This is a genomic window from Pseudomonas sp. PF05, from assembly GCF_056521845.1.
Window position 1 is genome coordinate 39,363 of record NZ_JBWLPW010000020.1, and the last position, 25,603, is coordinate 64,965.

Below are 25,603 nucleotides of genomic sequence, written 5' to 3' on the forward strand. Positions count from 1 at the left end.
CTTGCTCGCGATAGCGATAGACCAGCCAAGATAAAGTTGTCTGAGCCACCGCTATCGCGAGCAAGCTCGCTCCCACAGTAGATCAGACCAGAGTTTATCGATACGCCGTCGCAATGCCCTGGCGTTCTTCCAGGCACTCCGGTGCACCCATCTCGAACTCGCGGCAGATCAGTGGGCGCTTTTCGTAGATGGTGCACATCATGCTGTCGCGATCCAGGGCTGCGCACCAACCGTCGTCGAGCCGCAGCATCACTTCCCCACCCCAATCGTCCGTGTCGATAAAGCGCTCCGGGACCCCGGTATCGGTGATCAGCATCACTTCCAACTGGCAGCAGCACGCCGCGCACGTCGAGCACGTGACGGCCGGTGCCGGGATTTCATGGACGGGGATGGTTTTCATGGCGCGCAGTGTAAGGCAATCGGCGACTCAGGGTTGTCCCTTGATCGGATAGCCGTTCTTCGCCTGGCATGAGCCGATATCGGTTGGCAGGGTTTCGGTCGACGACGGTAACGGCCAGAGTGCGGTCATGGAGGCAATGGGGAGCGCGACTTCCCGCGGGCGCTCGACCAGATGATTGAGCACATGCCGCGCTGCTTCGTCCGCCGACCAGTGAGTCGGGGTTGGAAAGCACTCGTCGGGCTCCTGCAACGGGCCGCCGTAGCCAGGGTGTACCAACGTCACATCAACACCCGCGCACGCCAGTTCTGAGCGAGCCGATTCGAACAGATGACGCATCCCGCCGCCACCCGCTTCGATTGGCGAAGGTGGCAGGTAAGTCGCCGGGCTGGCAATGCCTACCAGATGAGGTTCGGTCCCGGCGCGCAATAAGGGCGCGGCCACTTCGATGCAAAAACTGGCAGCCAGCAGGTTGCTGCGCACGATATGCTCGATCAATGTGTGGTCGGTCGGCTGCCCGTCAACATACTCCGCCGTCCCGGCATTGACGATCACCTGGTCCAGGGCGCCCCACTGCCGGGTGATCTGTTCGCTGATCTCGCGCACGGCCTGACTGTCGGTCAAATTGCCGGGCACGCTCAGCACTTGTCCTGGATAACGTACCGAAAGGGTTTCGCACACTCGGGCCGAGGGCGAACTGACAGCCAGGTATGCACCCGTCTGCAGTATCGCTTCAGCCAACGAAGCGCCGATTCCGTTGCCAGCCCCGGTGAGCCAATAGCGCCGTGGCAGTCTTAAACCCATTCCCTACTCCTTTCGATTGGACAGCGCACTGCTATGTGGGTTTTTCAAATAGAGTCCATACGATTAGTAAGACTATATGTTATCGGATGAATAACGCATCCCACAGACGGGCAATTTCTTGTTCGCTAATCGCCCATCCCTTCAACGGCTGCGTCCTGTCGCGCTGGCAGGTTTCTGAACGCGGCCAGCGCACGCGCCCTGGATTGGCTCAAGTCGACAATCGGTGTCGGGTAATCCACGGCGCCAAACAAGCCGCCCTGGGTATTTGGGGTATGGACCTGTTGCCTGTCCAGATCGTTCAGTTCAGGTAGCCAGCGTTTGATGAACAAACCCTCGCGGTCAAATTTTTCCGACTGGCTCAGCGGGTTGAAGATGCGGAACCAGGGCGCCGAATCGGTGCCGGTGGAGGCGCTCCACTGCCAGCCACCATTGTTGGCGGCCAGGTCGCCGTCGATCAGGTGCTGCATGAAAAAGCGCTCGCCTTCGCGCCAATCGATCAACAGATTCTTGGTCAGGAACATGGCTACGACCATCCGCAAGCGGTTGTGCATCCAGCCGGTCTCTAGCAATTGACGCATGGCCGCATCGATTATCGGCAGGCCGGTGCGTGCTTGCTTCCAGGCCTCCAGTTCTGCGGGGGCCTTGCGCCACGCGAGCGCCTCGGTTTCCGGACGAAACGCACGATGGCGCGACACGCGTGGATAGCCCACGAGAATATGTTTATAGAACTCGCGCCAGAGCAATTCATTGATCCAGGTCACAACACCGGCACTTCCGCTCTCGAATTCACCTTGATTGGCTTGCAGTGCGGCGTGCAGGCACTGACGCGGTGACACCACGCCGGCCACCAGATAGGCCGATAGCTGGCTGGTGCCGGGCCTGGCGGGATAATCCCGTTCGCCTTGGTAATCATCGATGTGCTGCTCGACAAAGGTGTCCAGGCGCCGACGGGCTTCGGCTTCACCGGCGGGCCAGAGGGCGCGTAGCGCTTGGCTGGGCGGGGCGAATCCCTCGACTTGCGTCGGCACCGGGTCACGGGCAATGCCGGTGGGAGCCTGCCGGGCCGGCGTGGCGACCAGGCTCGGCAATGAGAAGTGCAGACGGCTGTAGCAGACCTTGCGGAACTGACTGAACACTTGGAAGTAATTGCCGGTCTTGGTCAGCACGCTACCGGGCTTGAACAGCAATTGATCGAGGTGGCTGTGAAATTCAACGCCCTGGTCATTCAATGCGCGGGCGACTTCGGCGTCGCGTCGCGTTTCATTCAGGCCGTACTCTTCGTTGACATGCACGGCGCCGACGTTCAGTTCGCGACACAGCTTGAGCAGCACGTGCGGGGCCTGGTGCCAATGCGCAGCGGCGCGGATCAGCAGTGGGATGTTCAATTCGGCCAGGGCCGCACTCAACGCGCCGAGGTTACGCAGCCAGAAATCGATCTTGCACGGTGCGTCGTCATGGACATGCCATTGTCCGGGGCTGGTCAGGCATACCGCCACGCAGGGTCCTTGGGCTGCGGCTGCCGCGAGGGCGGTGTTGTCGTGCAGGCGCAAGTCGCTGCGCAGCCAGATCAGTTGCATGCTGTCTTCCATCTAAAGGAGTTCTCGGCGACTCAGTTCGCGGTGAGCCGATAACGGGTCTTCGGCCCAGGACACGTCAATCATCGACACGCCTGTGGATAACCTGGCTTGGTGGATCGACGCGGCCGGGCCGGCAATGATGATCGGGCAATCAATTGCCCCCAGCAGCCTGGGCAGTTGGGACAGGTTGAGGGCGTGACTGGAATACAGCAGGACGCCGCGGGCCTTGAGGCGCTCGACTGCCAGGGCCAGTTCGCCGGGCGGGAGAGAATTGTCGAATACTTCCACCGGGCAGTCGGCGCTGCTGGCCAGCCAGGCGGTGAGCCACAGGTGCGGTTCCTGGGGCGAGTCCGAATGATTGACCAGCAGCAGGGGCGCGCCGCGCAACTGGCGGTTGTTGTGATAGATCCGGCTACCGAACTTGCTGCGCAGCCACGAATACAGGAAGACCCGTTCCAGCTGCGCGCCGAACTGGCCTTGCCAGCGCAGGTGCAACTCGGCCAGCAACGGCAAAAGCAACTGTTCGCACACGGTCCAGGGCGGGTACAGCGCCATCGCCTGGTTGACCAGGTCATCGATCTGGCGCTCGGCCAGTTGCGTCACCGCCAGCACCAAGGCGTGGCGTTGGCGCTGCCAGTCATTCTCCGGCGCCTGCGTAGGTTCGGTCGGTGGCTGTGGTGCGTCCAGCAAAGGCTTGATCTTGCTCACCGCAACGCCACGGTCGATCCAGGTGAGGATGCTCAGGATCCGTTGTACATGGTCGGCATTGAACAGTCGGTGGCCCTTGGGCGTGCGGTGCGGCACGATCAGGCCGTAACGGCGCTCCCAGGCTCGCAGCGTGACGGCGTTGACACCGGTTTGCCGGGCGACCTCGCGTATGGGCAGCCAGCCTTGCGCCAAGGCCTTGGCAAAATCGGCCCCCAGGTCTTCGCTGGCACTGGAGTCAGGTTCGTTGCTCATCAAATAGCGTTTCGCAAGCTGAGGTTTTCCGGGTGCGGTTGCAGGTAGACCTGCTGTGCCAGGTAAGGATCGGGGTGTTGGCGCAAGTGATGCTTGAGCAACGTCAGTGGCACCACCAAGGGCACGATGCCGAGGCGGTATTGCCCGATCAGATGCTGTACTTCCTGTTTGTCCTCGGCGTCGATGGCGCGCTTGAGGTAGCCGCTCAGGTGTTGCAGCACATTGGAGTGGGTGCGGCGGGTGGCACATTTCTTCAAGGCCGCCATCAATGCACTGAAATAGCGTGGGCCCAGCTCATTGGGGTCAGCCTTGCCCATGCTGCCCAGCAAATTGCCCAGGGCCTTGTATTGCACCGGGTTGTGGGCCATCAGCAGGTATTTGTAGCGCGAGTGGAATTCGATCAGGTTGCGACGGGTCAGTCCGCCGCGACGCAAAAGTTGCCAGGCGGCATAGGCAAATACCCGGGTCAGGAAGTTCTCCCGCAGCACCGGGTCGTTGAGACGACCGTCTTCCTCCACCGGCAGGTCGGGGTGGCGTTCGCAGAAGGCCTGGGCATAGATGCCGCGTCCGCCGCCGTCCTGGGTCACGCCGTTGTGGTCGTAGACCTTGACCCGCTCCAGTCCGCAGGATGGCGATTTCTGCATGAAGATGTAGCCGCAGATGTCATCCAGTTCCCCAGCCATTTGCTGCCCGTAGTCGGCCAGTGGCCGGGTCACGTCGAGGTCGCGATTCACCGTGCCGAGCGCTTCGGGGTGCTCGGGGTTACCCACCAGGCGGATCGGCTCCCGGGGGATACCCAGCCCGATCGCGACTTCGGGACACACCGGCACGAAGTCGAAATAGTCGACGAGGGTGCGGCTGCACAACTGCGATTGTTTGTGCCCGCCGTTAAAGCGAACTTCAGCACCCATCAGGCAGGCACTGATGGCAATTCTGGGTTTAGCGATGGCTGTGCTCGGCATGGGCGACCTCTGATTGGTAAATCTTGTACAGTTTTTCATTTCTGTACAATATTTTCATCATAGGTCCGAACGCGCACAAGTCAACCGGATTTATGTAGCGAGGCGGCGTCAATCTATGTCGCAGGCAGGCTGCTGTCTCTTTCGACAGCAGCGGATAGCGATGGGTGACGCGTTTACTGCAAGCTTGCATGCAAGCGGCGTGCAGCCTCCTGGCCGCTGAGCCATGCGCCTTCGACCCGACCGGACAGGCACCAGTCGCCGCACACATACAGGCCCAGGTCGGCATCGGCCAGGGCGCCCCATTCGTGGCTGCCGGCGGGGCGAGCGTAGAGCCAGCGATGGGCCACGCTGAAGCTCGGTGCGGGCATCGCGCTGTGCAGCAATTCGGCGAAGGCGCCGTGCAGATGTTCGATCACCGCTTCCTTGGACAGGTCGATGTGCTGCCGGCTCCAGTCGCTGGTGGCGTGCAGTACCCAGGTGTCGAGCGTGTTGTCGCGCCCCGGTTTGCTGCGGTTGCGTGCCAGCCAGTCCAGGGGGCTGTCCTGTACGAAGCAGCCTTCCATGGGCGTATCCAGCGGCGTTTCGAAGGCCAGCGCCACGGCCCAGGTCGGGTCCATCTTCACGCCGGCGGCCACTGCGGCCAGCTTCGGTACGGCCGCCAGCAATGCGGTGGCCTGGGGTGCTGGCGTGGCGATCACCACCTGGCCGAAGGGGCCGTGGGTGAAACCTTCTGCGTCCTGCAAATGCCAATGTTCCTGGCCGCGGTACACCTCGGTGATCCGGCAGGAAAACTGCACCTGCAACTTGTCGAGCAAGGCGCGGGTGATGGCGCTCATGCGCGGCGTACCGACCCAGCGGGTCTGTTCGTCCGGCGATGGGCTCAGTTGCCCGTTCTGGAAGTTGTAGAGTTGCGGGTTCCATTCCGCCGCCCAGCCGTTGGTTTGCCAACGCTGGACCTCCGTGACAAAGCGCCGATCGCGGGCGGTGAAGTACTGCGCGCCCATGTCCAATGCGCCGGCGTCGCTGCGTTTGCTCGACATGCGTCCGCCGCTGCCGTTGCTTTTATCGAAGAGTTGAACGATATGCCCGGCCTCCGTCAGGGCCTGGGCGGCTGAAAGTCCGGCGATGCCGGTGCCGATGATTGCGATAGGTACAGTCATGAGGGCCTCGTTTACCTTTCTGTACAGACTACGCCGTCGTTTGAACCTGTACAATTCGGGTTTTTGGTATAAGTTTTACCGTTCGCGTTTGGACAGGTTGTCCTATTGTTAAACACAGACCCTGTCCGATACGAAAAATCCCTGCTTATAAAAATAGACTAATGGGCCGGGTAAAACGCGTTGCGAGGAACATCTCATGCACATATTGCTGACCGGCGGTACTGGTTTGATCGGACGTCAGCTCTGCCGCCTCTGGTTGGGGCAGGGACATCGCTTGACGGTATGGAGTCGCCGACCCGAAGAGGTGGTGAAAATCTGTGGGGCTGATGTGCGAGGCGTTGCCAAGCTCGATGAAATTGTCGAGCCGGTGGACGCGGTGGTCAACCTCGCGGGAGCGCCGATTGCCGACCGGCCCTGGAGCCACAAGCGCAAGATGCTGTTGTGGAGCAGTCGCATTACGTTGACGGAAGTTTTGCTGGCGTGGCTGGAGCGTTGCGAGCCGAAACCGCAGGTGTTGATTTCCGGTTCTGCGGTGGGTTGGTATGGCGACGGTGGCGAGCGTGAGTTGACCGAGGAGTCGGGGCCAGTGAGCGAAGATTTCGCCAGCCAGTTGTGTATCGCCTGGGAAGAAACCGCGCAACGGGCCGAGGCGTTGGGCATACGTGTGGTGCTGGTTCGTACCGGCCTGGTCCTGTCTGCCGAGGGCGGCTTTTTGTCGCGGCTGCTGTTGCCGTTCAAACTGGCGTTGGGCGGGCGTATCGGCAATGGTCGGCAGTGGATGCCGTGGATTCATATTGACGATCAAATCGCCCTGATTGATTTTCTTCTGCACCGCTTTGATGCCAGCGGTCCTTATAATGCGTGCGCTCCGAACCCGGTGCGCAACCGCGATTTCGCCAAGGCCCTGGGGCATGTATTGCATCGGCCAGCCGTGGTGCCGATGCCGGAACTTGCGTTGAAAGTCGCGCTGGGGGAGTTGTCATTGCTGTTACTTGGCGGCCAGCGCGCCACGCCGGCCCGATTGCAGGCGGCGGGTTTCACCTTCCGGTTCACTGATTTGCCTGCGGCCCTGGAAGACTTGTCCAGCCGCCTTTGAAATAGGACGTTGCATGACCGATCACGCGTTGCTTCTGGTGAATCTGGGTTCGCCTGCCTCCACTTCGGTGGCCGATGTGCGCCGCTACCTCAATCAATTTTTGATGGACCCGTATGTCATCGACTTGCCATGGCCGGTGCGACGCTTGCTGGTGTCGCTGATCCTGATCAAGCGCCCCGAGCAGTCGGCCCATGCCTACGCCTCGATCTGGTGGGAGGAGGGTTCGCCGCTGGTAGTGCTCAGTCGCCGGCTGCAACAGGCCATGACCGCACAGTGGACCCAGGGCCCGGTGGAGCTGGCAATGCGTTATGGCGAGCCGTCCATTGAATCGGCGTTGGTGCGGCTGGCGAGCCAGGGTCACAAGAAAATCACGCTGGCGCCGTTGTATCCGCAGTTCGCCGACAGCACCGTGACCACGGTGATCGAGGAGGCCAAGCGAGTCGTGGGGGAGAAGAAACTCGATGTGCAGTTCTCGATTCTCCAGCCGTTCTACGATCAGCCCGAATACATCGACGCCCTGGTGGCCAGCGCCAAGCCGTACCTGATGCAGGAACACGATCATCTGTTGTTGAGTTTCCACGGCTTGCCGGAGCGACACCTGACCAAGCTCGACCCTACGGGATTTCATTGCTTCAAGGATGCCGACTGCTGCAAGAACGCGCCGCCGGAGGTCATGGCGACCTGTTACCGCGCGCAATGCATTCGCACTGCCGAGTTGTTCGCCCAAGGCATGGGGCTCAAGGGCGGCCAGTGGTCGGTGTCGTTCCAGTCGCGATTGGGGCGGGCCAAGTGGATCGAACCCTATACCGAGGCACGCCTGGAGGAACTGGCCAAAAGCGGCGTGAAGAAAGTCTTGGTGATGTGCCCGGCGTTCGTGGCCGACTGTATTGAAACCCTGGAGGAAATCGGCGATCGCGGCCGTGAGCAGTTCCGCGAGGCGGGGGGAGAGGAGTTGGTGCTGGTGCCTTGCCTCAACGATGAGCCGCAGTGGGCGCAGGCGTTGAGTACTCTCTGCAAACGGGCGCCGATAGCTCTGTAAACCTCGAAAAGCATCGCGGGCAAGCCTTGCTCCCACAGATTTTGTCTTGACCACTCAAGCATGGTCCACTCAAAACCTGTGGGAGCAAGGCTTGCCCGCGATGACAATAGTACAGGCGGTGAATCTACAGCAGCGGCTCATCCGCCTGCTTCTGCTTCCAGCTGTCATTGCCCGGCAGCAGCAGGTTCAACACGATCGCCACCACCGCGCACAGCGCGATGCCTTTGAGGCCGAAGTCGTCCGGTCCAGTGCCGGTGCCCACCAGTACACCGCCGATGCCGAACACCAGCGTCACCGACACGATCACCAGGTTGCGCGCCTCGCCCAGGTCGATCTTGTGGCGGATCAGCGTGTTCATGCCCACCGCGGCAATCGAACCGAACAACAGGCACAGGATGCCGCCCATCACCGGCACCGGGATGCTTTGCAGTAGCGCGCCGAACTTGCCGATAAATGCCAGGCTGATGGCAAAGATCGCTGCCCAGGTCATGATTTTCGGGTTGTAGTTCTTGGTCAGCATTACCGCGCCGGTCACCTCGGCGTAGGTGGTGTTGGGCGGGCCGCCGAACAGGCCGGCGGCGGTGGTGGCAATGCCGTCACCGAGCAGTGTGCGGTGCAGGCCGGGTTTTTTCAGGTAGTCGCGACCGGTCACGCTGCCCACGGCAATCACGCCGCCGATATGCTCGATGGCCGGCGCCAGCGCCACCGGCACGATGAACAGGATCGCCTGCCAGTTGAACTCCGGTGCGGTGAAGGCTGGCAGGGCGAACCATGGCGCGGCGGCGATTTTCGCGGTGTCCACGACCCCGAAGAAAAACGCCATGGCAAAGCCCACCAGCACGCCGGAAATGATCGGCACCAGGCGGAAAATGCCTTTGCCGAACACCGCCACGATCAGGGTGGTGAGCAGGGCCGGCATCGAAATCAGCATCGCGGTTTGATAATGAATCAGCTCGGTGCCGTCGCCGGCCTTGCCCATCGCCATGTTGGCGGCAATCGGCGCCATGGCCAGGCCGATGGAAATGATCACCGGACCAATCACCACCGGCGGCAGCAGCCGGTCGATGAACCCGGTGCCCTTGATCTTCACCGCCAGGCCCAGAAAGGTATAGACGAAACCTGCCGCCATCACGCCGCCCATGGTCGCGGCCAGGCCGAACTGGCCCTTGGCGAGGATGATCGGGGTGATGAAGGCAAAGCTCGAGGCCAGGAACACCGGCACCTGCCGCCCGGTGACGATTTGGAACAGGATCGTTCCCAGGCCGGCGGTGAACAGCGCCACGTTAGGGTCCAGCCCGGTGATCAGCGGCATCAACACCAGCGCGCCGAAGGCGACGAACAGCATCTGCGCGCCGGACAGCACTTGGCGCCAGAGCGGATCGTTGAACTCATCCTGCATGCTCAAGCGTCCTTCTGCTTGGTGCCGAAGATCTTGTCGCCGGCATCGCCCAGGCCCGGGATGATGTAGCCGTGTTCGTTGAGTTTCTGGTCGATGGACGCGGTGTAGATGGTCACATCCGGGTGGGCGTCCTGCACGGCCTTGATGCCTTCGGGAGCGGCGACCAGGACCATGGCGCGGATGTCCCTGCAGCCGGCTTTTTTCAACAGGTCGATGGTGGCGACCATGGAGCTGCCGGTGGCGAGCATCGGGTCGATGATCATCGCCAGGCGCTCGTCGATTTCCGGCACCAGTTTTTCCAGGTAGGTGTGCGCCTGCAGGGTCTGCTCGTTGCGAGCCACGCCCACGGCGCTGACCTTGGCCCCCGGGATCAGGCTCAGTACGCCCTCGAGCATGCCGATACCGGCGCGCAGGATCGGCACCACGGTGATCTTCTTGCCGGCGATTTTCTCGACCTGGACCGTGCCGGCCCAGCCGTCGATTTCATAGGACTCCAGCGGCAAATCCTTGGTGGCCTCGTAGGTGAGCAGGGCACCGACTTCCTGGGCGAGTTCACGGAAGTTCTTCGTGCTAATGTCAGCGCGGCGCATCAGGCCGAGTTTGTGTCTGATCAGCGGATGGCGGATCTCGAGGATGGGCATGGGGAAGGCTCCGGCGGCGGGCAAAAAAACCGGCCTAGATTAATCTATCCGAGGGTGTTGTCCTATAGACAATACAGAACGTTAGTCCACAAACGCTTGATCTGGCCGGGCGGGATGCGTACCTTTGCCCGCTTTTCCGAACCGTCCCTCCCCCTCAACCTCCCCTGGAGAGCGCCATGTCCGCTGATCTCGAGCATATCCGTCAAATCATGCGAGAGGCTGACTGCCTGTACACCGAAGCCGAAGTCGAAGCGGCCATCGCCCGTGTCGGTGCGCAAATCAACGATCAACTGGCCGATGCCAACCCGGTGGTGTTCTGTGTCATGAACGGCGGGCTGATTTTCTCCGGCAAGCTGCTGACCTATCTGAACTTCCCCCTGGAAGCGTCCTACCTGCACGCGACGCGTTATCGCAACGAAACCAGCGGCGGCGACCTGTTCTGGAAAGCCAAGCCGGAAGTCTCGTTCATCGACCGCGACGTGCTGATCATCGACGATATCCTCGACGAAGGTCACACCCTGGGCGCGATCATCGACTTCTGCAAACACGCAGGTGCCCGCGCCGTGCACACCGCCGTGTTGATCGACAAAGACCACGACCGCAAGGCTCGCCCTGACTTGAAAGCCGATTTCGTCGGCCTGCCGTGCATCGACCGTTACATCTTCGGCTACGGCATGGACTACAAAGGTTACTGGCGCAACGCCAATGGCATTTTCGCCGTCAAGGGAATGTAATCGATGACTCGGCCAAGCTTTCTGGATCATGCACTGTTCGATGACTTGGCCGAAAAGGCTGCGGCCAGTCCTCGTGGGCGGCAGCACCATAACTTCCACGAGATGGATGAGCCGTGCCACCGCATGGCGGTGGGCCTGCAGCCTTCGACCTACATCCCGCCGCACCGCCACCTGAGCGCCGACAAGGCGGAAACCTTGCTGGTGCTCAAGGGCCGGTTGGGGGTGTTGATCTTCGATGAAGCCGGTGCGGTGGTTAACAAGCGCATCCTGCAGGCCGGTGGCGACTGCCTCGGCGTCGACCTGCCGGCCGGCGTGTATCACGGATTGGTGGTGCTGGAAGCCGACAGCCTGATGTTTGAATGCAAGGCTGGCCCCTACCGGCCCGTGGGCGAGGGCGAACTGGCCCACTGGGCACCCCGTGAAGGCGAGGCCGGCGTGGCGCAATACCACGCCTGGATGCGCGCCCAGTTCGACTAGCCTGTGGCGAGGGGATTTATCCCCGCTGGGTTGCGAAGCGACCCCAAACCGATCGACTCGATCAGCCTGAGATAACGGGTTGCCTGTTTTTAGGGCTGCTTCGCAGCCCAGCGGGGATAAATCCCCTCGCCACTTGAATTTAGCTGTACATCTGCGCCCTCACTACCGATCAAGCCAGTCGTGAATGGGCGGTGCTATTGGCTGCCAGCCATTGCTCGCTCTTGACCCGCGCCTGCTCCAGGGTCTGCACATACGCCAATTGGCGTTGCTCGCGATGAATACCGGCGCGGCGCAGCTTCAGGCGCACCCTTGGCGCCGTCGCCACCAGGATCAGCCCGATGCCCTGCTTGCGGTAATCCTTCAGGATGTTTTCAAACGCGGCCAGTGCGGTCATGTCCAGCATGGGCACGGCGCTCATTTCCACCACCACCACGCGCACCCCCGGATCGAACTTGCGCAGCACATCCAGGGCTTTTTCTGCCGCGCCGAAGAACAGCGGCCCACGAATGGCGTAGCAGCGCACATGCTCAGGCATCTCCAGCAGGGCCTGGTGGAAGTGGCGCGGCAGTTCGGCGCTGTCGGTCAACTCGCTCATGCGCTTGATGAACAGCCCGGCGGCCAGCAGCAGGCCGACGGCGACAGCCATGACCATGTCGAACAGGACGGTCAGGCTAAGGCAGGTCAGCAGCACCAGTACGTCGCTGCGCGGGGCGATGCGCAAGGTATGCACCACATGTCCGGCTTCGCTCATGTTCCAGGCCACTATCACCAGTAGCGCCGCCAGGGCAGCCATGGGCAGGTAGCTGAACAAGGGCGCCAGCAGCACCATCGCCAGCAGCACCACCAGGCTATGAATGATGGCGGCCAGCGGTGAAGAGGCGCCGCTGCGTACATTGGTCGCGCTGCGGGCAATGGCCGCCGTGGCGGTGATACCGCCGAACAGCGGCGCCACGACATTGCCCAGGCCTTGGCCGATCAGCTCGGCGTTGGGGTCGTGCTTGCTGCCGGTCATGCCGTCCGCCACCACGGCGCACAGCAGCGACTCGATGGCGCCAAGCATGGCGATGGCGAAGGCCGGGCCCAGCAATTGGCGGATCAGGTCGTAGGAAAGCGCCAGGGGATGACCCTGGCCATCTGGCAGGTTCCATGGCCACTCGAAGCTCGGTAAAAAGGGTGGGATGCCGGGGTGGCTGATGCCATCGACCACGTAGCTGAAACGCTCACCCAGAGTCGCCACCGGCCAGCCGCCGCGCTCCAGCGCCAGTCCCAATAGCGCCCCGACCAGCAAGGCAACCAGATGCCCGGGAATCCGCGGTACCCAGCGTGGCCAGGCAATCAGCACCGCCAGGCAGGTGACGCCGATGATGCCATCGCCGAGTCGGGCACTGGGCAGTGCCACGATCAGTTCGCCTAACTGTTCGATGTAGTGCTTGGCCTGCCCGACGGTGGTCAGCCCCAGCAGATCCTTGAGTTGCAAGGTGGCGATGACCACGCCGATCCCGGCGGTAAAACCAAGGATCACCGGGTAGGGAATGTATTGGATCAGCCGTCCGGCGCGCATCAATCCCAAGGCGATCAGAATCAGGCCGGCGAGCATGGTGCACAACAACAGGCCACCCAGGCCGTATTGTTGGGTGATGGGCAGCAGGATCACCACGAACGCCGCCGTCGGTCCGCTGACGTTGAAGCGCGAGCCGCCGGTGAGGGCGATCAACGGCGCTGCCACCAACACGGTGTACAAACCATGCTGCGGCGGTACGCCAACGGCAATCGCCAGGGCCATGGCCAGTGGGATGGCAATAATGCCGACGGTAAGCCCGGCCACCAAGTCGCCGCGCAGGCGTTCAAGGGTGTAACCGGCGCGCCAGGTCTGGCGCCAGGCGGCGAACAAGGGTGGGGCGGAGAATGACATAGGGACTCCACGAAAATGAACGGGGAAAATGCCGAACTCCCGGCATACACCCAAGCGGTGGCGAGGGGATTTATCCCCGCTGGGCTGCGAAGCAGTCCTGAACCGGATACTCGGTGGGGGCCGCTACGCAGCCCAACGGGGATAAATCCCCTCGCCACAAGGGCATCATGTGATGCGAGGGCTGATAGCTCTTTGAGTATGCCGTGCTTGTCGTATGCAAGTATTGACCTGGGTCGTTATTTTTACTTCTCAGGCTCATGCTAGAGTGCCAGGCCAAGACCTCGGAGCTTGTCATGCGTGTATCGACCCGCCGCTGCGCCACTTTGTTGTTGATGTCCAGCCTACCCCTGGCGGCCGTGGCCGCGCCGATGCACAGCCAGTTCTTGCCGCCTGATGACCTGATGGTGCGCCAGGAGCAGCCGGAACAGCAGCAGTTGCTGCAAGTGACCGAGTATTCAGTGGTGCTGGGTAACCAGCGACAGTCCAACCAGCAACCGATACCGGTCACTTCCCCCTTGCTGGTCCGTCTCAAGGGCAAGCCGATGAACAAGGGGGCCACCCTCAACCAGGTGATCCTCAACTTCGATGGCGAAAGCAAAAGCCTGAAGAAGCCGGCCTTCGACGAGGCGAGCAAGACCCTGACGTTGTCTTATCCACAGGCCCAGTACCGAGTGGTCATCGATCTGCTGCGCCACAACACGGTCTATGTACAGTTTCTCACGTACGCCAACGGCCATATCTGGGCCGACCTGCACACCGGCGCCGAACGCCCGCGTTGAGCCCCGGGCCTTGCCGGGGGTAAACTGCCCGCCCCGTGAACTGTGCGAGCTGGAGCCGGCAATGCGTAAAGACAAGAAACAAGTGATTGGCGACGAGATTGGCGATGAACAGATCAAGCTGTTCCTCAATTTCGAACCGGTCGATGCCACGTCGCCGTCGCTGCACAAACTGATCAAGGCTTACCGTGGCCTGCGGGTCGACGATTTCGAGCGCTTCCTGACGTTCTTCGTCGAGGCCGGCCATGACTTCAATGGCAAGGATGAGCACGGCAACGATTTCGTTGCGCTGGTTCGCGACCAGCGTAATGCCGAGGATTACATCGAGTTGGTCAACAAGGCTCGCGGTTAGATCAAAAGATCGCAGGCTTCGCCAGCTCCTACAGGAGATCGCCAAGCCTGCGATCCTTTAAACAAAAACGCCCCGCTCTCATGGAGAACGGGGCGTTTTTTCATGCGATGCAATCAAGCGTAGCTTTGGGTCTCACTGCTTTCTTCAACCAACTCCAACGCAATGTTGTTCTGCGCATTGATCTTGCGATACAGCGCTGCGTCGGTTTCCAGTACTTTTTCCCGGGCCGGGAAGATCTCTGCGAGCTTGGCAGCCCACTCGCCCTTGGTTTTGTCCGGGAAGCAGCGTTCGATCAGTTCCAGCATGATCGACACGGTCACCGAAGCACCCGGCGATGCGCCGAGCAGGGCGGCGAGGGTGCCGTCCTTGGCCGCCACCAGCTCGGTACCAAACTGCAGGACGCCACCTTTCTTCGGGTCTTTCTTGATGATCTGCACCCGCTGGCCGGCCACTTCCAGGCGCCAGTCCTCGGCTTTCGCCTCGGGGTAGAAGCGACGCAGCGATTCCAGGCGTTGCTCCATGGACTGCATCACTTCGCTGATCAGGTATTTGGTCAGGTCCATGTTGTCCCGGGCCACGGCCAGCATCGGGCCGATGTTGCCGGCGCGTACCGACAGCGGCAGGTCCATGATCGAACCATGCTTGAGGAACTTGGTGGTGAAACCGGCGTACGGCCCGAACAGCAGGGATTTCTTGCCATCGACCACACGGGTATCCAGGTGCGGCACCGACATCGGCGGCGAGCCCACGGCGGCCTGGCTGTAGACCTTGGCCTGGTGGTGCTTGACCACTTCCGGGTTGTCGCAACGCAGCCACTGGCCGCTGACCGGGAAGCCGCCGAAGCCCTTGCTTTCCTCGATGCCCGAGGCCTGCAGCAGCGGCAACGCCGCACCGCCGGCACCCAGGAATACGAACTTGGCGTCGACATCACGGCTGCTGCCGGAATTGACGTCCTTGATGCTCACGGTCCAGCCACTGCCGTTACGCTTGAGGCCGGTGACGCGCTTGCAGTATTTGACCTGGGTGTCCGGGGCGCTGGTCAGGTGCTTGAGCAACTGGTTGGTCAGGGCGCCGAAGTTGACGTCGGTACCGTTCATGACGCGGGTGGCGGCGATGACTTCATCGGCCGGCCGGCCGGGCATCATCAACGGCATCCACTCGGCCATGCGGGCCTTGTCCTCGGTGTATTCCATGTCGGCGAAAGCGTGATGCTGGCGCATCAGCTCGAAGCGCTTTTTCAGGAACGACACGCCTTTCTCGCCTTGCACGAAGCTCAGGTGTGGCACCGGGGCGATGAAGGACTTGGAGGAGCCGAACGTGCCCTTTTTGGTCAGGTACGTCCAGAACTGCTTCGACACCTCGAACTGGGTGTTGATATGCACGGCTTTCTTGATGTCGACATTGCCGTCGGCCGCCTGGGGTGTGTAATTGAGCTCACACAGCCCGGCGTGGCCGGTACCGGCATTGTTCCACGGGTTGGAACTCTCCGCGGCACCGGAGTCCATCAGCTCGACGACTTCCAGCGAGATCGCGGGGTCGAGCTCCTTGAGCAGTACGGCCAGGGTGGCACTCATGATGCCGGCCCCTACCAGAACTACATCGACTGCTTCGTTATGCGCCATTTAACGCGTCTCCAAAATCTGCAGCACCAAATTGTCGGCATAGCGGCCAGGAGTGGCGGGGCAGGTCAGTTGCGCCCCAGTTATCCATGGCCAGGATCGCCATGTCCGAATCTTCGCAATTTTTCGCACCTACTGCGGATGCATGCAGCCTGGCCTCAAGAGTCACATGAACTCATTTAAGCGCCGGGCGGGCAATTCGACTTATGGCCGAGACATCCGTTCGTGCAACCAAATCCGTAGCGGACAGGCTTCAGGCGCCGGTTCTTGAGCGATATCCGGTCCTGTGTCGTTGGGCTGTTTCAGACGCTAATGGTGCTTGTTCAGACGCAAAACTATTCATTTGCTCGCCACACTCTCGTGAAGTTGTGAAAACCCGTTTTTTCACGCTCTTTTGAAGACGTGAACCTCAAAAAAGGGCTGTCCCAGCCTGGCACTGCGCCCGGTTTGGTTGCCCCCATGTAGTACATGACAGGCAAAACGGGCAGACAGCTCAGTGACCGAGCGTAATGACAGCTCTGCAGATTCGCGAAAAGTGGTGATTTGCCTGGAGGAACAGCAAGCGCGCCAGCTTCACTCGATCTGTGTGGGCGGCTCTCTGTGGGCGTTGCGGGGTGCCAATACCTGGGTATCAGCGGTGTTGCGAGGCCCGATCAGGAGACGTCCTTATAATCGGGGGGAGATTGTATCGAAGAAACGCAGGGAAATGGTCGTGTTTAATGACTTTTATTAGCCGTCCGGTCAGATGGTCAACAGCTGCCGGCTGCGTGCGCGAGCACGAAGCGGTTGTACGCGGGCGCTGGCGGGCAATGGCTGGTGCAACCAGTTGAGACGGATCTCGTCGATTTCCACCCAGCCTTCACCCATGGGTTGCAGGCTGCACTGCTTGAATGCCTGGCAACGGCCATTGCGATCGAGCAGGGCGAAGCTGCGGTGATGAGGGCGCGGGGTGAACAGGGAAATAAGGAAGCGCATGATCGGATACCGGGTCAGGGAGCTTGGGATAAGCCTGACAGCGGGCCATGACATGCTGGTGTAAGGACCGTGACAATGGGGTGACAGGAACCGGCAATCGAGGCCCGTGTCAGACATTTCAGTATTCATCGTAAGGCGCTAGTTCACCGCGATGGCGCACCGCTATACTGCTGGCCTGTTTGTGCCCGATTCTGGAGAGAAGAGCATGTTGCAACGCCTGTTGTTCGGTTTGATCGCTGTGACCAGTCTGACCCTCGTCGGCTGCGCCCACAGCCCGCAACAACTTAACCCGGAGCCCAAGCTCAATGCCCAACTGGCGCCTGTGGGGCATGGCCAGCCGGTGGTGGTGCGGGTGGTGGACGGTCGTCCGTCGCCGACGCTCGGCACCCGTGGCGGGCTGTACCCGGAAACCAGTGTGATCACGGTGCAGGGCGCGCAGATCCTGCCCAAGCTGCAGGCCCAGGCTGAAGCTGCCGTGCGTTTGCTGGGCTTTACGCCGACCGCCAATGCCTTGAATGCACCGCAACTGACCGTGACCCTGGCCGAGCTCAAGTACCAGTCACCCAAGGAAGGCATGTACGTGACCGAAGCCACTATCGGCGCGACCTTCCGCTCCGAGGTACAGAACGCCAACCGCCGCTACAGCGGTCGTTACGGTGCTTCCCTGGACCAGCGCTTCGGCATGGCGCCTAACCAGGACACCAACACCAAGCTGGTCAGCGACGTCTTGAGCGATGCCCTGACCCGGCTGTTCAAGGACCCGACCATTGGCCAGGTATTGGCTGAGTAAGTCATAAGCCTTATATCCCTGTGGGGGCGAGCTTGCTCGCGATAGCGGAATGTCAGCCACTTAAATGTTGGCTGATCCACCGCCATCGCGAGCAAGCTCGCCCCCACAAGTTTTTTATGGGCAAGATTCTCAGGCTGCTTGGGAATAGAACTCCAGCACACTGATCCCGGTCAGCAGGTCTGTCTCCGGCAGGTCGGCATGTGGATGGCCGCCCAGGGCGCAATACACCAGCCAATGTCGGTCCTGCACGTTGAAGGACAGGCTGTCGACGAGGTTCTGTTGTTCGTCGCTTGGGCTGATGAGATAGAGGCGGTCCTGGTTTTCGGCGTGCAGCATGACGGGTTCCGTGCAGGTTTGAAGGGCGACAGAGTGGCCTAATCAGATGACGAAACCGTGACGTGAAGAATTAGAAGGTTTGCATGGCTGAGCTCTGGGGGCCGCTGCGCGACCCAGCGGGGATAAATCCCCTCGCCACAAAGTCACTACGCCAGCCCCGAACATGATCGTTACTGGTCGGAAAAAACGGCGCAGGGCGGCAGGCTTTCGGTAGAATCCGTGCCCTGTTCGTAGGCCACGGACGTGTCCTGTCCGTTTTTCGCTTGAGGTTCGTGATGTCGCTGCATCTGTTTTCGTTGTTCGCCGCCCACCCCGCCAAACTGATCAACCTGCTCGCGTTGCTGTTTGCCTGCCCAGGCGGCTGGGTGCTGCATGCGACGCGCCGCCGCGAACAACGGGCGCGTGCCTGCCTTGAAGCGCGCAATCGCGAAGGCAACGAACGATTCGAAGCGCTGCTGGACCTGGCCACTCAGCGAATGAACCGGTTTTTCTACCGGTTTGGCTTTGGCTGCCTGGCGCTGGCATTGCTGGTGTCGTGGATCAGTACGCAGTTCTGACGAAATAGCCATGGCAAGGGCGTTTGCTCCCGCTGGGCTGCGCCCGCAGGAGCCGCGAAGGCGCTATGTAGGCGCTGTGTAGGCGCTGTGTAGGAGCTGTGTAGGAGCTGTCGAGTGCAACGAGGCTGCGATCTTTCCCCAGACACTTGAATCTCAAGCGAAAGATCAAAAGATCAAAAGATCAAAAGATCGCAGCCTTCGGCAGCTCCTACACACCCCCCGCGGGAGCCGCTTTAAAGCGCCAACCCCGCCTTGACCCGATACTGATTTCGCACCGGCGTCGCATATTGCAGCACCAGGAACGGCCGGTGTTCCTGTGGGCAAGCGTCCAATCGGCGTTGCCATTCTTCCTGGGCCTTGGCCAGCTCTTCGGTACCAAACACCTCGGCAGCCGTGGGCACCTTCAACTGTGGGTCGGCGTCGGCCCATTGGGCATAAGCCAGGTAGTGCACCGGGAACAGGCGGTAGCCGCCGAGAATCTGCCGATCCATCTCCTGGGCCAATTGCTTGGTGTCCTCGAACAGCTCGGTGATGGGCGCGGCGAAGTTCACGTGGACCCGGCCCTTGTAGCCGGTGATGCCCTTGGCGATGCTCACGTCGTCCTCGCCCGGGGCCTTGGTGTAGGTGCCGGTGGTGGCGCGGATGTACAACTCGCGGGCCTTGGCCTGGTCGCACGGGTCGTATTCGTAGCTGATCGACACCGGGGTGAGATTCAGTGACTGGATCACCTCGCCGAACGGCTCGTCCTTGCGGCTCATGTGGAACATCTTGAGGATCGCCGATTCGGTCCGGTCGTCACCGTCCTTGGCCCGTCCTTCGGCCTGGGCGATCCAGATCGAGGCGCAGTCGTTGCGGATCGAATGATTGATGTACGCCGACAGCAACTGGTACGCCGCCATTTTTTCCCGCCGCCCGGTGATGGAACGGTGCACGATGAAGCTCTTGTTCAGGCGCATCAGGTCGCTGACAAAGGGCTTTTGCAGCAGGTTGTCGCCAATGGCGATGCGCGGCGTCGGCAGGCCGGCGTGGTACACGGCGTAGTTGACGAAGGCCGGGTCCATCACGATATCGCGGTGGTTGGCGATGAACAGGTACGCACTGCCGGACTTGAATTGCTCCACCCCGGTATAGGTCACGCCATCGGTAGCGCGCTCGATGGTGTGGTCGACATAGAACTCCACCTTGTCCTGCAGCGTGGCGACCGAGGTCACACCGGCGAACTCACGGCGCAATCTTTGCGCTATAAGGGGTTTGAGCATCCAGCCGAAGGCGCCGGCCAGGCGTGGGAAGCGGAAGTGGGTGAGGATATCTAGAAACGCCTTGTCGCCGAGCAGTCGTGCCAGCACCGCTGGGACTTCGCTGTCGTCGTAAGGTCGGATGGCATCGAATTCGCCCATCATGCTCTCTTGTTGGAAACGGCTAGGGTAAGTAAAGGTTCGATCGAAAAAACGACAGGGCACGGCCTGGAAGATAAGCCAGACAAAAATAGCCCTGCAAACAGACCGGCGATTATACGCACAAGTCACCTGGGAGACCGCGATGCTGGAACAGGCTAGTTATGATTGTCCCTATTGTGGGGAGGAAGTAGAGACATCCGTGGACTTGTCCGGCGGCGACCAGACCTACATCGAGGATTGCCAGGTGTGTTGCCGGCCAATCAACTTTGTGCTGCAGGTTCATGGTGAGGAATGGCATCTCGAGGTCTTCAGCGAAAACGATTGACGGGGGCAACACCGATGCGGCGAATCTACGAACTGGAAAACCTGATGGAAGGCGAGTTGTTGCAAGGCATGCTTGCCAGCGAAGGCATCACGGCGCATCTGGTGGGGCGCGATCTGGTCGGTGGTGCGGGGGAATTGCCCATGCAAGGCCTGCTGGGGCTGGCGGTGGAGGACGAGCAGGCGCAATACGCTCGGGAGTTGATCGCCGCTTACAATGCCGCACTGCCGTTGCCCGGCGATGAACCGGACAGCTACCCCGGTACGCTGGTCTGTTAGGCTGGCGGCCGTTTGTTCGATCAAGAGTCGTGTTGCCCCATGTGTGGACGTTATGCCCTGTTTCGCTGGAACCCCACTTTCGCGGCCCTGCCCGGTTTTCCCGCCGACCAGAAGGCCCAATGGAATATTTCGCCCAACGATTCGGTGCTGATCCTACGGGCCGGCGCCGAGGGCCAGCGCGAACTGGCCCGGGCGCGCTGGGGCCTGACGCCGCCGTGGCTGACCGACCTGTCCCGCACCCCGGCCCATGCCCGGGCCGAAACCGTGGCCGAACAACCGATGTTCCGAGAAGCCTTGCGCCTGCGCCGTTGCCTGCTGCCGGCCAATGGTTTCTATGAGTGGCGCGGCGGCACGCGCAAGCGGCCGTACTGGCTGACGCCGGGGGAGGGTTCGTCGTTGTTTTTTGCCGCGATCTGGGAGGCGTATCCAGTGCAGGAACAGGTGTGGCTGAGCACGGCAGTCATCACCCAGCCGGCGGCGGGTCAACGCCGGCCGTTGATCCTGGACGAAGACGGCCAGCGCCTGTGGCTCGATCCCGAGACACCATTGCATGCCTTGCAAGGGCTGCTGGCAAGCGAGCCGGCGCCACTGCGCGAGCGAGTGCTGGCCAACATGGTCAATGATCCGAAACTCAATGGGCCGGAGTGCTTGACCCCGGCTTGAGTTTTTCGGCGCTTGTATTGGCCTCATCGTCGGATCGCCGCTCGGAGCAAGCCCGCACTTCAGGTTCTGGGCGTCACTCGTGATGTGGCTCGCCGAGGAAGGTCAACGAGGTGAACACGCCACGGGTGGCCACGTCCTTGTTGTCCTTGAGCGCAATTTCCATCTGCGCCGCGATCACATTCAAGCCTTCGTTGCGCACCAGCACCTTGGCCCGGCCTTGCGCGTCGGTTTCAGTCGAGACGGTGTTCGGCGCGCTGCGGTAGTCACCCACCAGTTTCACACCGGCCGCCGGTTTGCCGTCCAGCAGCACCCTTACCGGCAGTGACTGGCCCGGGCCTACGGTCAGCGGGTCGACCTCCGGCATGATCACGAACTTGATCGGTGCAAGCGTCGGTAGTTTCGCCCCCGGTTCATAGATCGCCAGGCTGTACTTGAACGTATGGGTCGATTCGATCGCCCCGGGTACTTTGCTGCGACCTTCGTTGATCCACTTCTTGTCGGCCGTCTGGGACCACATGCCGTTGTCCAGGGCCACGGCCAGCACAGCCGGCGGCTTGAGCGGTTGCAGGCGGGCGTGGTCCGCCAAGCGTTCCACGGTGACGGGGATCATCTTGCCGCCCAGGTCATAGGCCCAGGCACCGCTGATTTTCTGCGCCTTGAAGGCATTGTCTTCGGCGCCATGGCCGTAGATCACTTCGATGTTGCCGCGACGCTGTTCGGTCCATAGGCCGTGGGCCGAGGCCTGTGTAGCCAAAAGCAGGCCGAGCAGGGCGAAGGTCTTGGGGTGTTTCATGCTGAGTTTCCTTTTACAGATCAAGGGTGAGACTGACAGTGAAATTGCGCGGCTCGCCGGGGGTGACCCAGTAGTTGCTGTAGGCGCGCTCGTAGTATTTTTCGTCGAAGACGTTGTTCAGGTTCAGGCCCACGGTGACGTTGTCGCTGGCTTTGTAATGAGCCAGCAGATCCACGGTGTGGTAGGCCGGCAGTTCGAAATCCTTGCCGGCTTCGCCCGAGCGATCGCCGACATACGTGAACGCCGCGCCGACATCCGAACCGCGCAGGTGCCCGTTCTGGAATTCGTAGACGCCCAGCAGGCTGGCGCTGTGTTTGGCGACGCCGAGGATCCGGCTGCCCGTGGGGATTTGCTCGTCACCCTGGGTCACTTCGGCATCGATGTAGGCATAGGCGCCGATCACCCGCACGGCGTCGGTCACTTGCCCGCTGAATTGCAGGTCGATGCCCTGGCTGCGGGCCTTGCCCATGGCACTGTAGAAATCAGTCCCCGCGACCTGAGCCAGGACGTTTTCCTTTTCTATATGGAACGCCGCCAGGGTGGTGCTCAGGCGGTCGTCGAACAACTCGCTCTTGATCCCTACTTCGTAGCCGACACCTTCCTCGGGATCGAAGGTTTTGCTGTCGGCATCCAGGCCGTTATTGGGCTTGAACGAGGTGGAGGCGTTGGCGAACAGGCCGACTTCAGGCGTCAGTTGATACAGCAGGCCGGCCCGCTGCGTCAGGGCGTCGTGACGTTGGCGGCTGGTGACGTTGGTGGTGTGGTCGTCGATGCTCTGCTCGAAATGCTCGTAACGTACGCCGAGCATGCCCCGCAGCTTGTCGGTGAAGACGATCTGGTCCTGAAGGTTCAGCGCGCGGCTTTGCACACGCTCGAAAAAATCGGTGCCGGTACGTTTGCCATCAGGCTTCGGCTGGCCGTAGACCGGTTGATAGATGTCGATGGGATAAGTGCCACCGTTGATGGTGGTCACGCGCTCGTTCTTGCGGTAGTCCTCGTATTCGCTGCCGATCAGCAGTTCGTGCTGCCACGGGCCGAGGTCGAACAGGCCACGCAATTCCAGTTGGGTGATGCTGTCGTGCCAATTGTTGTCGCGCTCGCGATAGCGGCGGTTCACTGTGTGGCCGTCGGCATTCAGCGGTCGTGCTTCGGAGGCAAAGCCCCAGAGTTCACCCTGCTTGTAATGGCTGGCCAGGCGCAGTTGCCAGGTGTCGTTGAGCTGATGTTCGAGGGCGGCCTGGAGCATGTTGTTGTGATTGTCGATGTCGCCGTCGTTGGGCTCGCCCAAAAAGGTCGAGCGGGAGACACCGCTCCAGCGGTTGTTCGGGGCGACGATGCCACGGTCGAACGTCGAGCTGTGGCGCACGATTTCGCTTTCCACCAGCAACCGGGTGTCGGGGTTCAATTGCCAGCTGAGGGAAGGTGCGACGAAGACGCGCTTGCTGTCGACGTGATCGCGAAAGCTGTTGTTGTCCTCGACCGCCAGGTTGACCCGCGACAACAGGTTGCCTTCGGTATCCAGTGGCGTGTTGACGTCCAGCGCGGTGCGGTAGCGATCCCAACTGCCGGCGCTGGTTTGCAAGGTGGTGAAGGCTTCCGGCTGGGGTTTCTTGGTAACAATGTTCACCGTACCACCGGGATCGCCCCGGCCATACAGGCTGGCGGCCGGGCCCTTGAGCACTTCGATGCGTTCGATGTTCGCCGCGTCCGGCGTGCTCGGATACCCGCGGTTGGCGCTGAACCCGTCCTTGTAGAACTCCGACGTCGTGAAGCCGCGCACACTGTACTCGTAGAGTGTCAGGCCGCCGAAGTTGTTCTGCTTCGACACGCCGCCAGCGTATTCCAATGCCCGCTCGATGTTGGTGCTGCCCAGGTCCTTGAGCACGCTGGCGGGAATCACGCTGATCGATTGCGGGATGTCGCGCAGGGCCGTGTCGGTTTTGGTGGCACTGGCAGAGCGGGTGGCGCGATAGCCAGTGACAGGCCCGGTGGCGGATTTATAGTCGGACGTCACGGTGATGGCGTCCAGTTCCAAGGGCTGGGTTTCTTCGGCGTAGGCCGGATCGCCCAGCAGACCCAAAGCCAAGCTGGCGAGAGAAATCCGTTTGAGGGATGACATGTTATGTTGTTCCAATTTTTAGAATTGAAACAATATAACACTACTAATGAGAATTTATGCTATTTCTGATTTGCCAATCGGGCGTGGTTCCTTCGCTGGGAAAACACGCCCCCGCTGGACCTGTGTAGGCGCAGCGTAGGAGCAGCGTAGGAGCTGTCGAGTGCAACGAGGCTGCGATCTTTCCCCAGACACTTGAGTCCCAAGTGAAAGATCAAGATCAAGATCAAAAGATCGCAGCCTTCGGCAGCTCCTACAGAGCCCGGCGTATGACGCGGCTTACTGCTCTTCCTTGAGCACCACCGGCGCCGGCGGTGGGCGCAGGCCGATTTCAGCGGTGAGCTTGAGCTCCTTGCCGTTGCGCATGACCTGGATGGTCACTTTGTCGGTGGGTTTGATCCGCGCCACCTGGTTCATCGAGCGGCGGCCATCGCCGGCCGGTTCGCCATCGATGCTCAGGATCACATCGCCCAGTTGCAGGCCGGCCTTCTGCGCCGGGCCGTCGCGGAAAATCCCCGCCACCACGATGCCGGGCCGCCCGGACAAACCAAAGGACTCCGCCAGTTCCTGGGTCAGCGGCTGGACTTCAATGCCCAGCCAGCCGCGAATCACCTGGCCGTGTTCGATGATCGACTTCATCACCTCCATCGCCAGCTTCACCGGAATGGCGAAGCCGATGCCCTGGCTGCCGCCGGACTTGGAGAAGATCGCCGTGTTGATCCCCGTCAGGTTGCCGTTGGCATCCACCAGCGCGCCGCCGGAGTTGCCGGGGTTGATCGCGGCGTCGGTCTGGATGAAGTCCTCGTAGTTGTTCAGGCCCAACTGATTGCGCCCGGTGGCGCTGATGATGCCCATGGTCACGGTCTGGCCGACGCCGAACGGGTTGCCGATGGCCAGGGTCACGTCGCCGATGCGGATGCTGTCGGAGCGGCCGATGGTGATGGCCGGCAGGTTCTTGAGGTCGATCTTGAGCACCGCGAGGTCGGTTTCCGGGTCGCTGCCGATCACCCGGGCCAGGGTTTCGCGGCCGTCCTTGAGGGCCACCACGATCTGGTCGGCACCGCTGGTAACGTGGTTGTTGGTGAGGATATAGCCTTCCGGGCTCATGATCACACCCGACCCCAGGCTCGACTCCATGCGCTTCTGCTTGGGCGAGTTGTCGCCGAAGAAGCGCCGGAATTGCGGGTCTTCGAACAACGGATGGCTGGGTTTGTTGATGACCTTGGTGGTGTACAGGTTCACCACGGCCGGCGCAGCGGTGGTCACGGCATCGGCATAGGACACCGGCCCCTGCTGCACCGCCTTGGTTTGCGGCGCCTGCTGCAAGTTGACGTCGAGACTCGGCAGGCCGACCCATTCCGGGTAACGCTGGATAATCAGTAGAGCGACAAGCACGCCGGCCAATAGCGGCCAGCCGGAAAAACGCAGCGCCTTGAACATTAAGCACGTCCTACAAAGGTTGCAGGCGGTA

At 61.3% G+C, this 25,603-nt stretch carries 27 protein-coding genes; 11 read left to right on the forward strand and 16 right to left on the reverse strand.

What is annotated here, in order from left to right; genetic code table 11:
- Positions 1-94: 94 nt before the first annotated feature.
- From AC09SL_RS25455 to AC09SL_RS25480, 6 genes are all read right to left on the reverse strand, one after another.
- Entirely contained in the window at positions 95-400 is a 306-nt protein-coding gene (locus AC09SL_RS25455) for a YkgJ family cysteine cluster protein (protein ID WP_003205513.1), read from the reverse strand.
- A 27-nt stretch (positions 401-427) separates the two neighbouring features.
- Positions 428-1,201 (reverse strand): SDR family NAD(P)-dependent oxidoreductase, encoded by a 774-nt coding sequence (locus AC09SL_RS25460; RefSeq protein ID WP_058546038.1) that lies wholly within the window; start codon positions 1,199-1,201, stop codon positions 428-430.
- Positions 1,202-1,326: 125 nt separating this feature from the next.
- Positions 1,327-2,778 (reverse strand): deoxyribodipyrimidine photo-lyase, encoded by a 1,452-nt coding sequence (gene phrB, locus AC09SL_RS25465; protein WP_058546047.1) that lies wholly within the window; start codon positions 2,776-2,778, stop codon positions 1,327-1,329.
- A gap of 12 nt (positions 2,779-2,790) precedes the next feature.
- Positions 2,791-3,738, reverse strand: a complete 948-nt coding sequence (locus tag AC09SL_RS25470; RefSeq protein ID WP_058546039.1) for a MerR family transcriptional regulator — start codon at positions 3,736-3,738, stop codon at positions 2,791-2,793.
- Positions 3,738-4,700 carry a YbgA family protein gene (locus tag AC09SL_RS25475; RefSeq protein WP_058546040.1) on the reverse strand — a complete coding sequence of 321 codons (963 nt, stop codon included), beginning with the start codon at positions 4,698-4,700 and terminating at the stop codon, positions 3,738-3,740. The genes AC09SL_RS25470 and AC09SL_RS25475 overlap by 1 nt, the downstream gene beginning before the upstream one ends.
- Before the next feature lie 173 nt (positions 4,701-4,873).
- Positions 4,874-5,860, reverse strand: coding sequence for an NAD(P)/FAD-dependent oxidoreductase (locus AC09SL_RS25480; protein ID WP_058546041.1), 987 nt, complete (start codon positions 5,858-5,860; stop codon positions 4,874-4,876).
- A gap of 196 nt (positions 5,861-6,056) precedes the next feature.
- On the opposite strand from AC09SL_RS25480, the gene AC09SL_RS25485 reads away from it, so the two are divergent.
- Both AC09SL_RS25485 and hemH read left to right on the forward strand, forming a co-directional pair.
- On the forward strand, positions 6,057-6,956 hold the full coding sequence (locus AC09SL_RS25485) for a TIGR01777 family oxidoreductase (protein WP_058546042.1): 900 nt from the start codon (positions 6,057-6,059) through the stop codon (positions 6,954-6,956).
- 13 nt (positions 6,957-6,969) lie between these two features.
- The gene (hemH, locus tag AC09SL_RS25490; RefSeq protein WP_058546043.1) at positions 6,970-7,995 is read left to right on the forward strand and encodes a ferrochelatase; all 1,026 of its coding nucleotides are present in this window, start codon (positions 6,970-6,972) and stop codon (positions 7,993-7,995) included.
- A gap of 124 nt (positions 7,996-8,119) precedes the next feature.
- On the opposite strand, the gene AC09SL_RS25495 is transcribed toward hemH, so the two are convergent.
- Positions 8,120-9,394, reverse strand: coding sequence for a uracil-xanthine permease family protein (locus AC09SL_RS25495; RefSeq protein WP_058546044.1), 1,275 nt, complete (start codon positions 9,392-9,394; stop codon positions 8,120-8,122).
- 2 nt (positions 9,395-9,396) lie between these two features.
- Complete coding sequence (gene upp / locus AC09SL_RS25500; RefSeq protein ID WP_003185330.1) at positions 9,397-10,035, reverse strand: uracil phosphoribosyltransferase; 639 nt, start codon at positions 10,033-10,035, stop codon at positions 9,397-9,399.
- A 176-nt stretch (positions 10,036-10,211) separates the two neighbouring features.
- Here upp and AC09SL_RS25505 point away from each other — a divergent pair, with 176 nt between their 5' ends.
- Together AC09SL_RS25505 and AC09SL_RS25510 are read left to right on the forward strand one after the other, a co-directional pair.
- Complete coding sequence (locus tag AC09SL_RS25505) at positions 10,212-10,769, forward strand: hypoxanthine-guanine phosphoribosyltransferase (RefSeq protein ID WP_003205500.1); 558 nt, start codon at positions 10,212-10,214, stop codon at positions 10,767-10,769.
- Positions 10,770-10,772: 3 nt separating this feature from the next.
- A complete protein-coding gene (locus tag AC09SL_RS25510; protein ID WP_064106945.1) occupies positions 10,773-11,246 on the forward strand; it encodes a WbuC family cupin fold metalloprotein in 474 nt (157 codons plus the stop codon).
- Positions 11,247-11,415: 169 nt separating this feature from the next.
- Here AC09SL_RS25510 and dauA read toward each other — a convergent pair whose 3' ends face one another.
- A complete protein-coding gene (dauA, locus tag AC09SL_RS25515; protein WP_058544133.1) occupies positions 11,416-13,158 on the reverse strand; it encodes a C4-dicarboxylic acid transporter DauA in 1,743 nt (580 codons plus the stop codon).
- 293 nt (positions 13,159-13,451) lie between these two features.
- On the opposite strand from dauA, the gene AC09SL_RS25520 reads away from it, so the two are divergent.
- A complete protein-coding gene (locus AC09SL_RS25520) occupies positions 13,452-13,937 on the forward strand; it encodes a hypothetical protein (RefSeq protein WP_058544132.1) in 486 nt (161 codons plus the stop codon).
- Positions 13,938-13,998: 61 nt separating this feature from the next.
- Positions 13,999-14,286 (forward strand): PA4642 family protein, encoded by a 288-nt coding sequence (locus AC09SL_RS25525; RefSeq protein WP_058544131.1) that lies wholly within the window; start codon positions 13,999-14,001, stop codon positions 14,284-14,286.
- Positions 14,287-14,399: 113 nt separating this feature from the next.
- Here the strand turns inward: AC09SL_RS25525 and mqo are convergent, their stop codons facing one another.
- Together mqo and AC09SL_RS25535 are read right to left on the reverse strand one after the other, a co-directional pair.
- A complete protein-coding gene (gene mqo, locus AC09SL_RS25530) occupies positions 14,400-15,908 on the reverse strand; it encodes a malate dehydrogenase (quinone) (protein WP_058544130.1) in 1,509 nt (502 codons plus the stop codon).
- A gap of 738 nt (positions 15,909-16,646) precedes the next feature.
- The gene (locus tag AC09SL_RS25535) at positions 16,647-16,880 is read right to left on the reverse strand and encodes a hypothetical protein (RefSeq protein WP_058544129.1); all 234 of its coding nucleotides are present in this window, start codon (positions 16,878-16,880) and stop codon (positions 16,647-16,649) included.
- Between the two features lie 205 nt (positions 16,881-17,085).
- On the opposite strand from AC09SL_RS25535, the gene AC09SL_RS25540 reads away from it, so the two are divergent.
- Positions 17,086-17,670 (forward strand): YajG family lipoprotein, encoded by a 585-nt coding sequence (locus tag AC09SL_RS25540; RefSeq protein WP_058544128.1) that lies wholly within the window; start codon positions 17,086-17,088, stop codon positions 17,668-17,670.
- A gap of 129 nt (positions 17,671-17,799) precedes the next feature.
- On the opposite strand, the gene AC09SL_RS25545 is transcribed toward AC09SL_RS25540, so the two are convergent.
- Positions 17,800-18,006 (reverse strand): hypothetical protein, encoded by a 207-nt coding sequence (locus AC09SL_RS25545; RefSeq protein WP_058544127.1) that lies wholly within the window; start codon positions 18,004-18,006, stop codon positions 17,800-17,802.
- 275 nt (positions 18,007-18,281) lie between these two features.
- On the opposite strand from AC09SL_RS25545, the gene AC09SL_RS25550 reads away from it, so the two are divergent.
- Positions 18,282-18,563 (forward strand): hypothetical protein, encoded by a 282-nt coding sequence (locus tag AC09SL_RS25550; RefSeq protein WP_058544126.1) that lies wholly within the window; start codon positions 18,282-18,284, stop codon positions 18,561-18,563.
- A gap of 233 nt (positions 18,564-18,796) precedes the next feature.
- Here AC09SL_RS25550 and AC09SL_RS25555 read toward each other — a convergent pair whose 3' ends face one another.
- Complete coding sequence (locus AC09SL_RS25555; protein ID WP_058543558.1) at positions 18,797-19,963, reverse strand: 1-acyl-sn-glycerol-3-phosphate acyltransferase; 1,167 nt, start codon at positions 19,961-19,963, stop codon at positions 18,797-18,799.
- Between the two features lie 139 nt (positions 19,964-20,102).
- Here AC09SL_RS25555 and AC09SL_RS25560 point away from each other — a divergent pair, with 139 nt between their 5' ends.
- From AC09SL_RS25560 to AC09SL_RS25570, 3 genes are read left to right on the forward strand one after another with little or no spacing between them, the layout of a single operon-like run.
- Positions 20,103-20,285, forward strand: a complete 183-nt coding sequence (locus AC09SL_RS25560) for a CPXCG motif-containing cysteine-rich protein (protein WP_058543559.1) — start codon at positions 20,103-20,105, stop codon at positions 20,283-20,285.
- 14 nt (positions 20,286-20,299) lie between these two features.
- A complete protein-coding gene (locus AC09SL_RS25565; protein WP_058543560.1) occupies positions 20,300-20,560 on the forward strand; it encodes a putative signal transducing protein in 261 nt (86 codons plus the stop codon).
- Between the two features lie 39 nt (positions 20,561-20,599).
- Positions 20,600-21,223: an SOS response-associated peptidase gene (locus AC09SL_RS25570; protein WP_058543561.1), complete on the forward strand. Its 624-nt coding sequence runs from the start codon at positions 20,600-20,602 to the stop codon at positions 21,221-21,223.
- A 73-nt stretch (positions 21,224-21,296) separates the two neighbouring features.
- On the opposite strand, the gene AC09SL_RS25575 is transcribed toward AC09SL_RS25570, so the two are convergent.
- The 3 genes from AC09SL_RS25575 to algW form a co-directional block, all read right to left on the reverse strand.
- Positions 21,297-22,016, reverse strand: a complete 720-nt coding sequence (locus AC09SL_RS25575; RefSeq protein WP_058543562.1) for a DUF4198 domain-containing protein — start codon at positions 22,014-22,016, stop codon at positions 21,297-21,299.
- Between the two features lie 13 nt (positions 22,017-22,029).
- On the reverse strand, positions 22,030-24,135 hold the full coding sequence (locus AC09SL_RS25580) for a TonB-dependent siderophore receptor (RefSeq protein WP_064106946.1): 2,106 nt from the start codon (positions 24,133-24,135) through the stop codon (positions 22,030-22,032).
- A gap of 276 nt (positions 24,136-24,411) precedes the next feature.
- Positions 24,412-25,572 carry a Do family serine endopeptidase AlgW gene (gene algW / locus AC09SL_RS25585; RefSeq protein ID WP_058543563.1) on the reverse strand — a complete coding sequence of 387 codons (1,161 nt, stop codon included), beginning with the start codon at positions 25,570-25,572 and terminating at the stop codon, positions 24,412-24,414.
- Between the last annotated feature and the right edge of the window lie 31 nt (positions 25,573-25,603).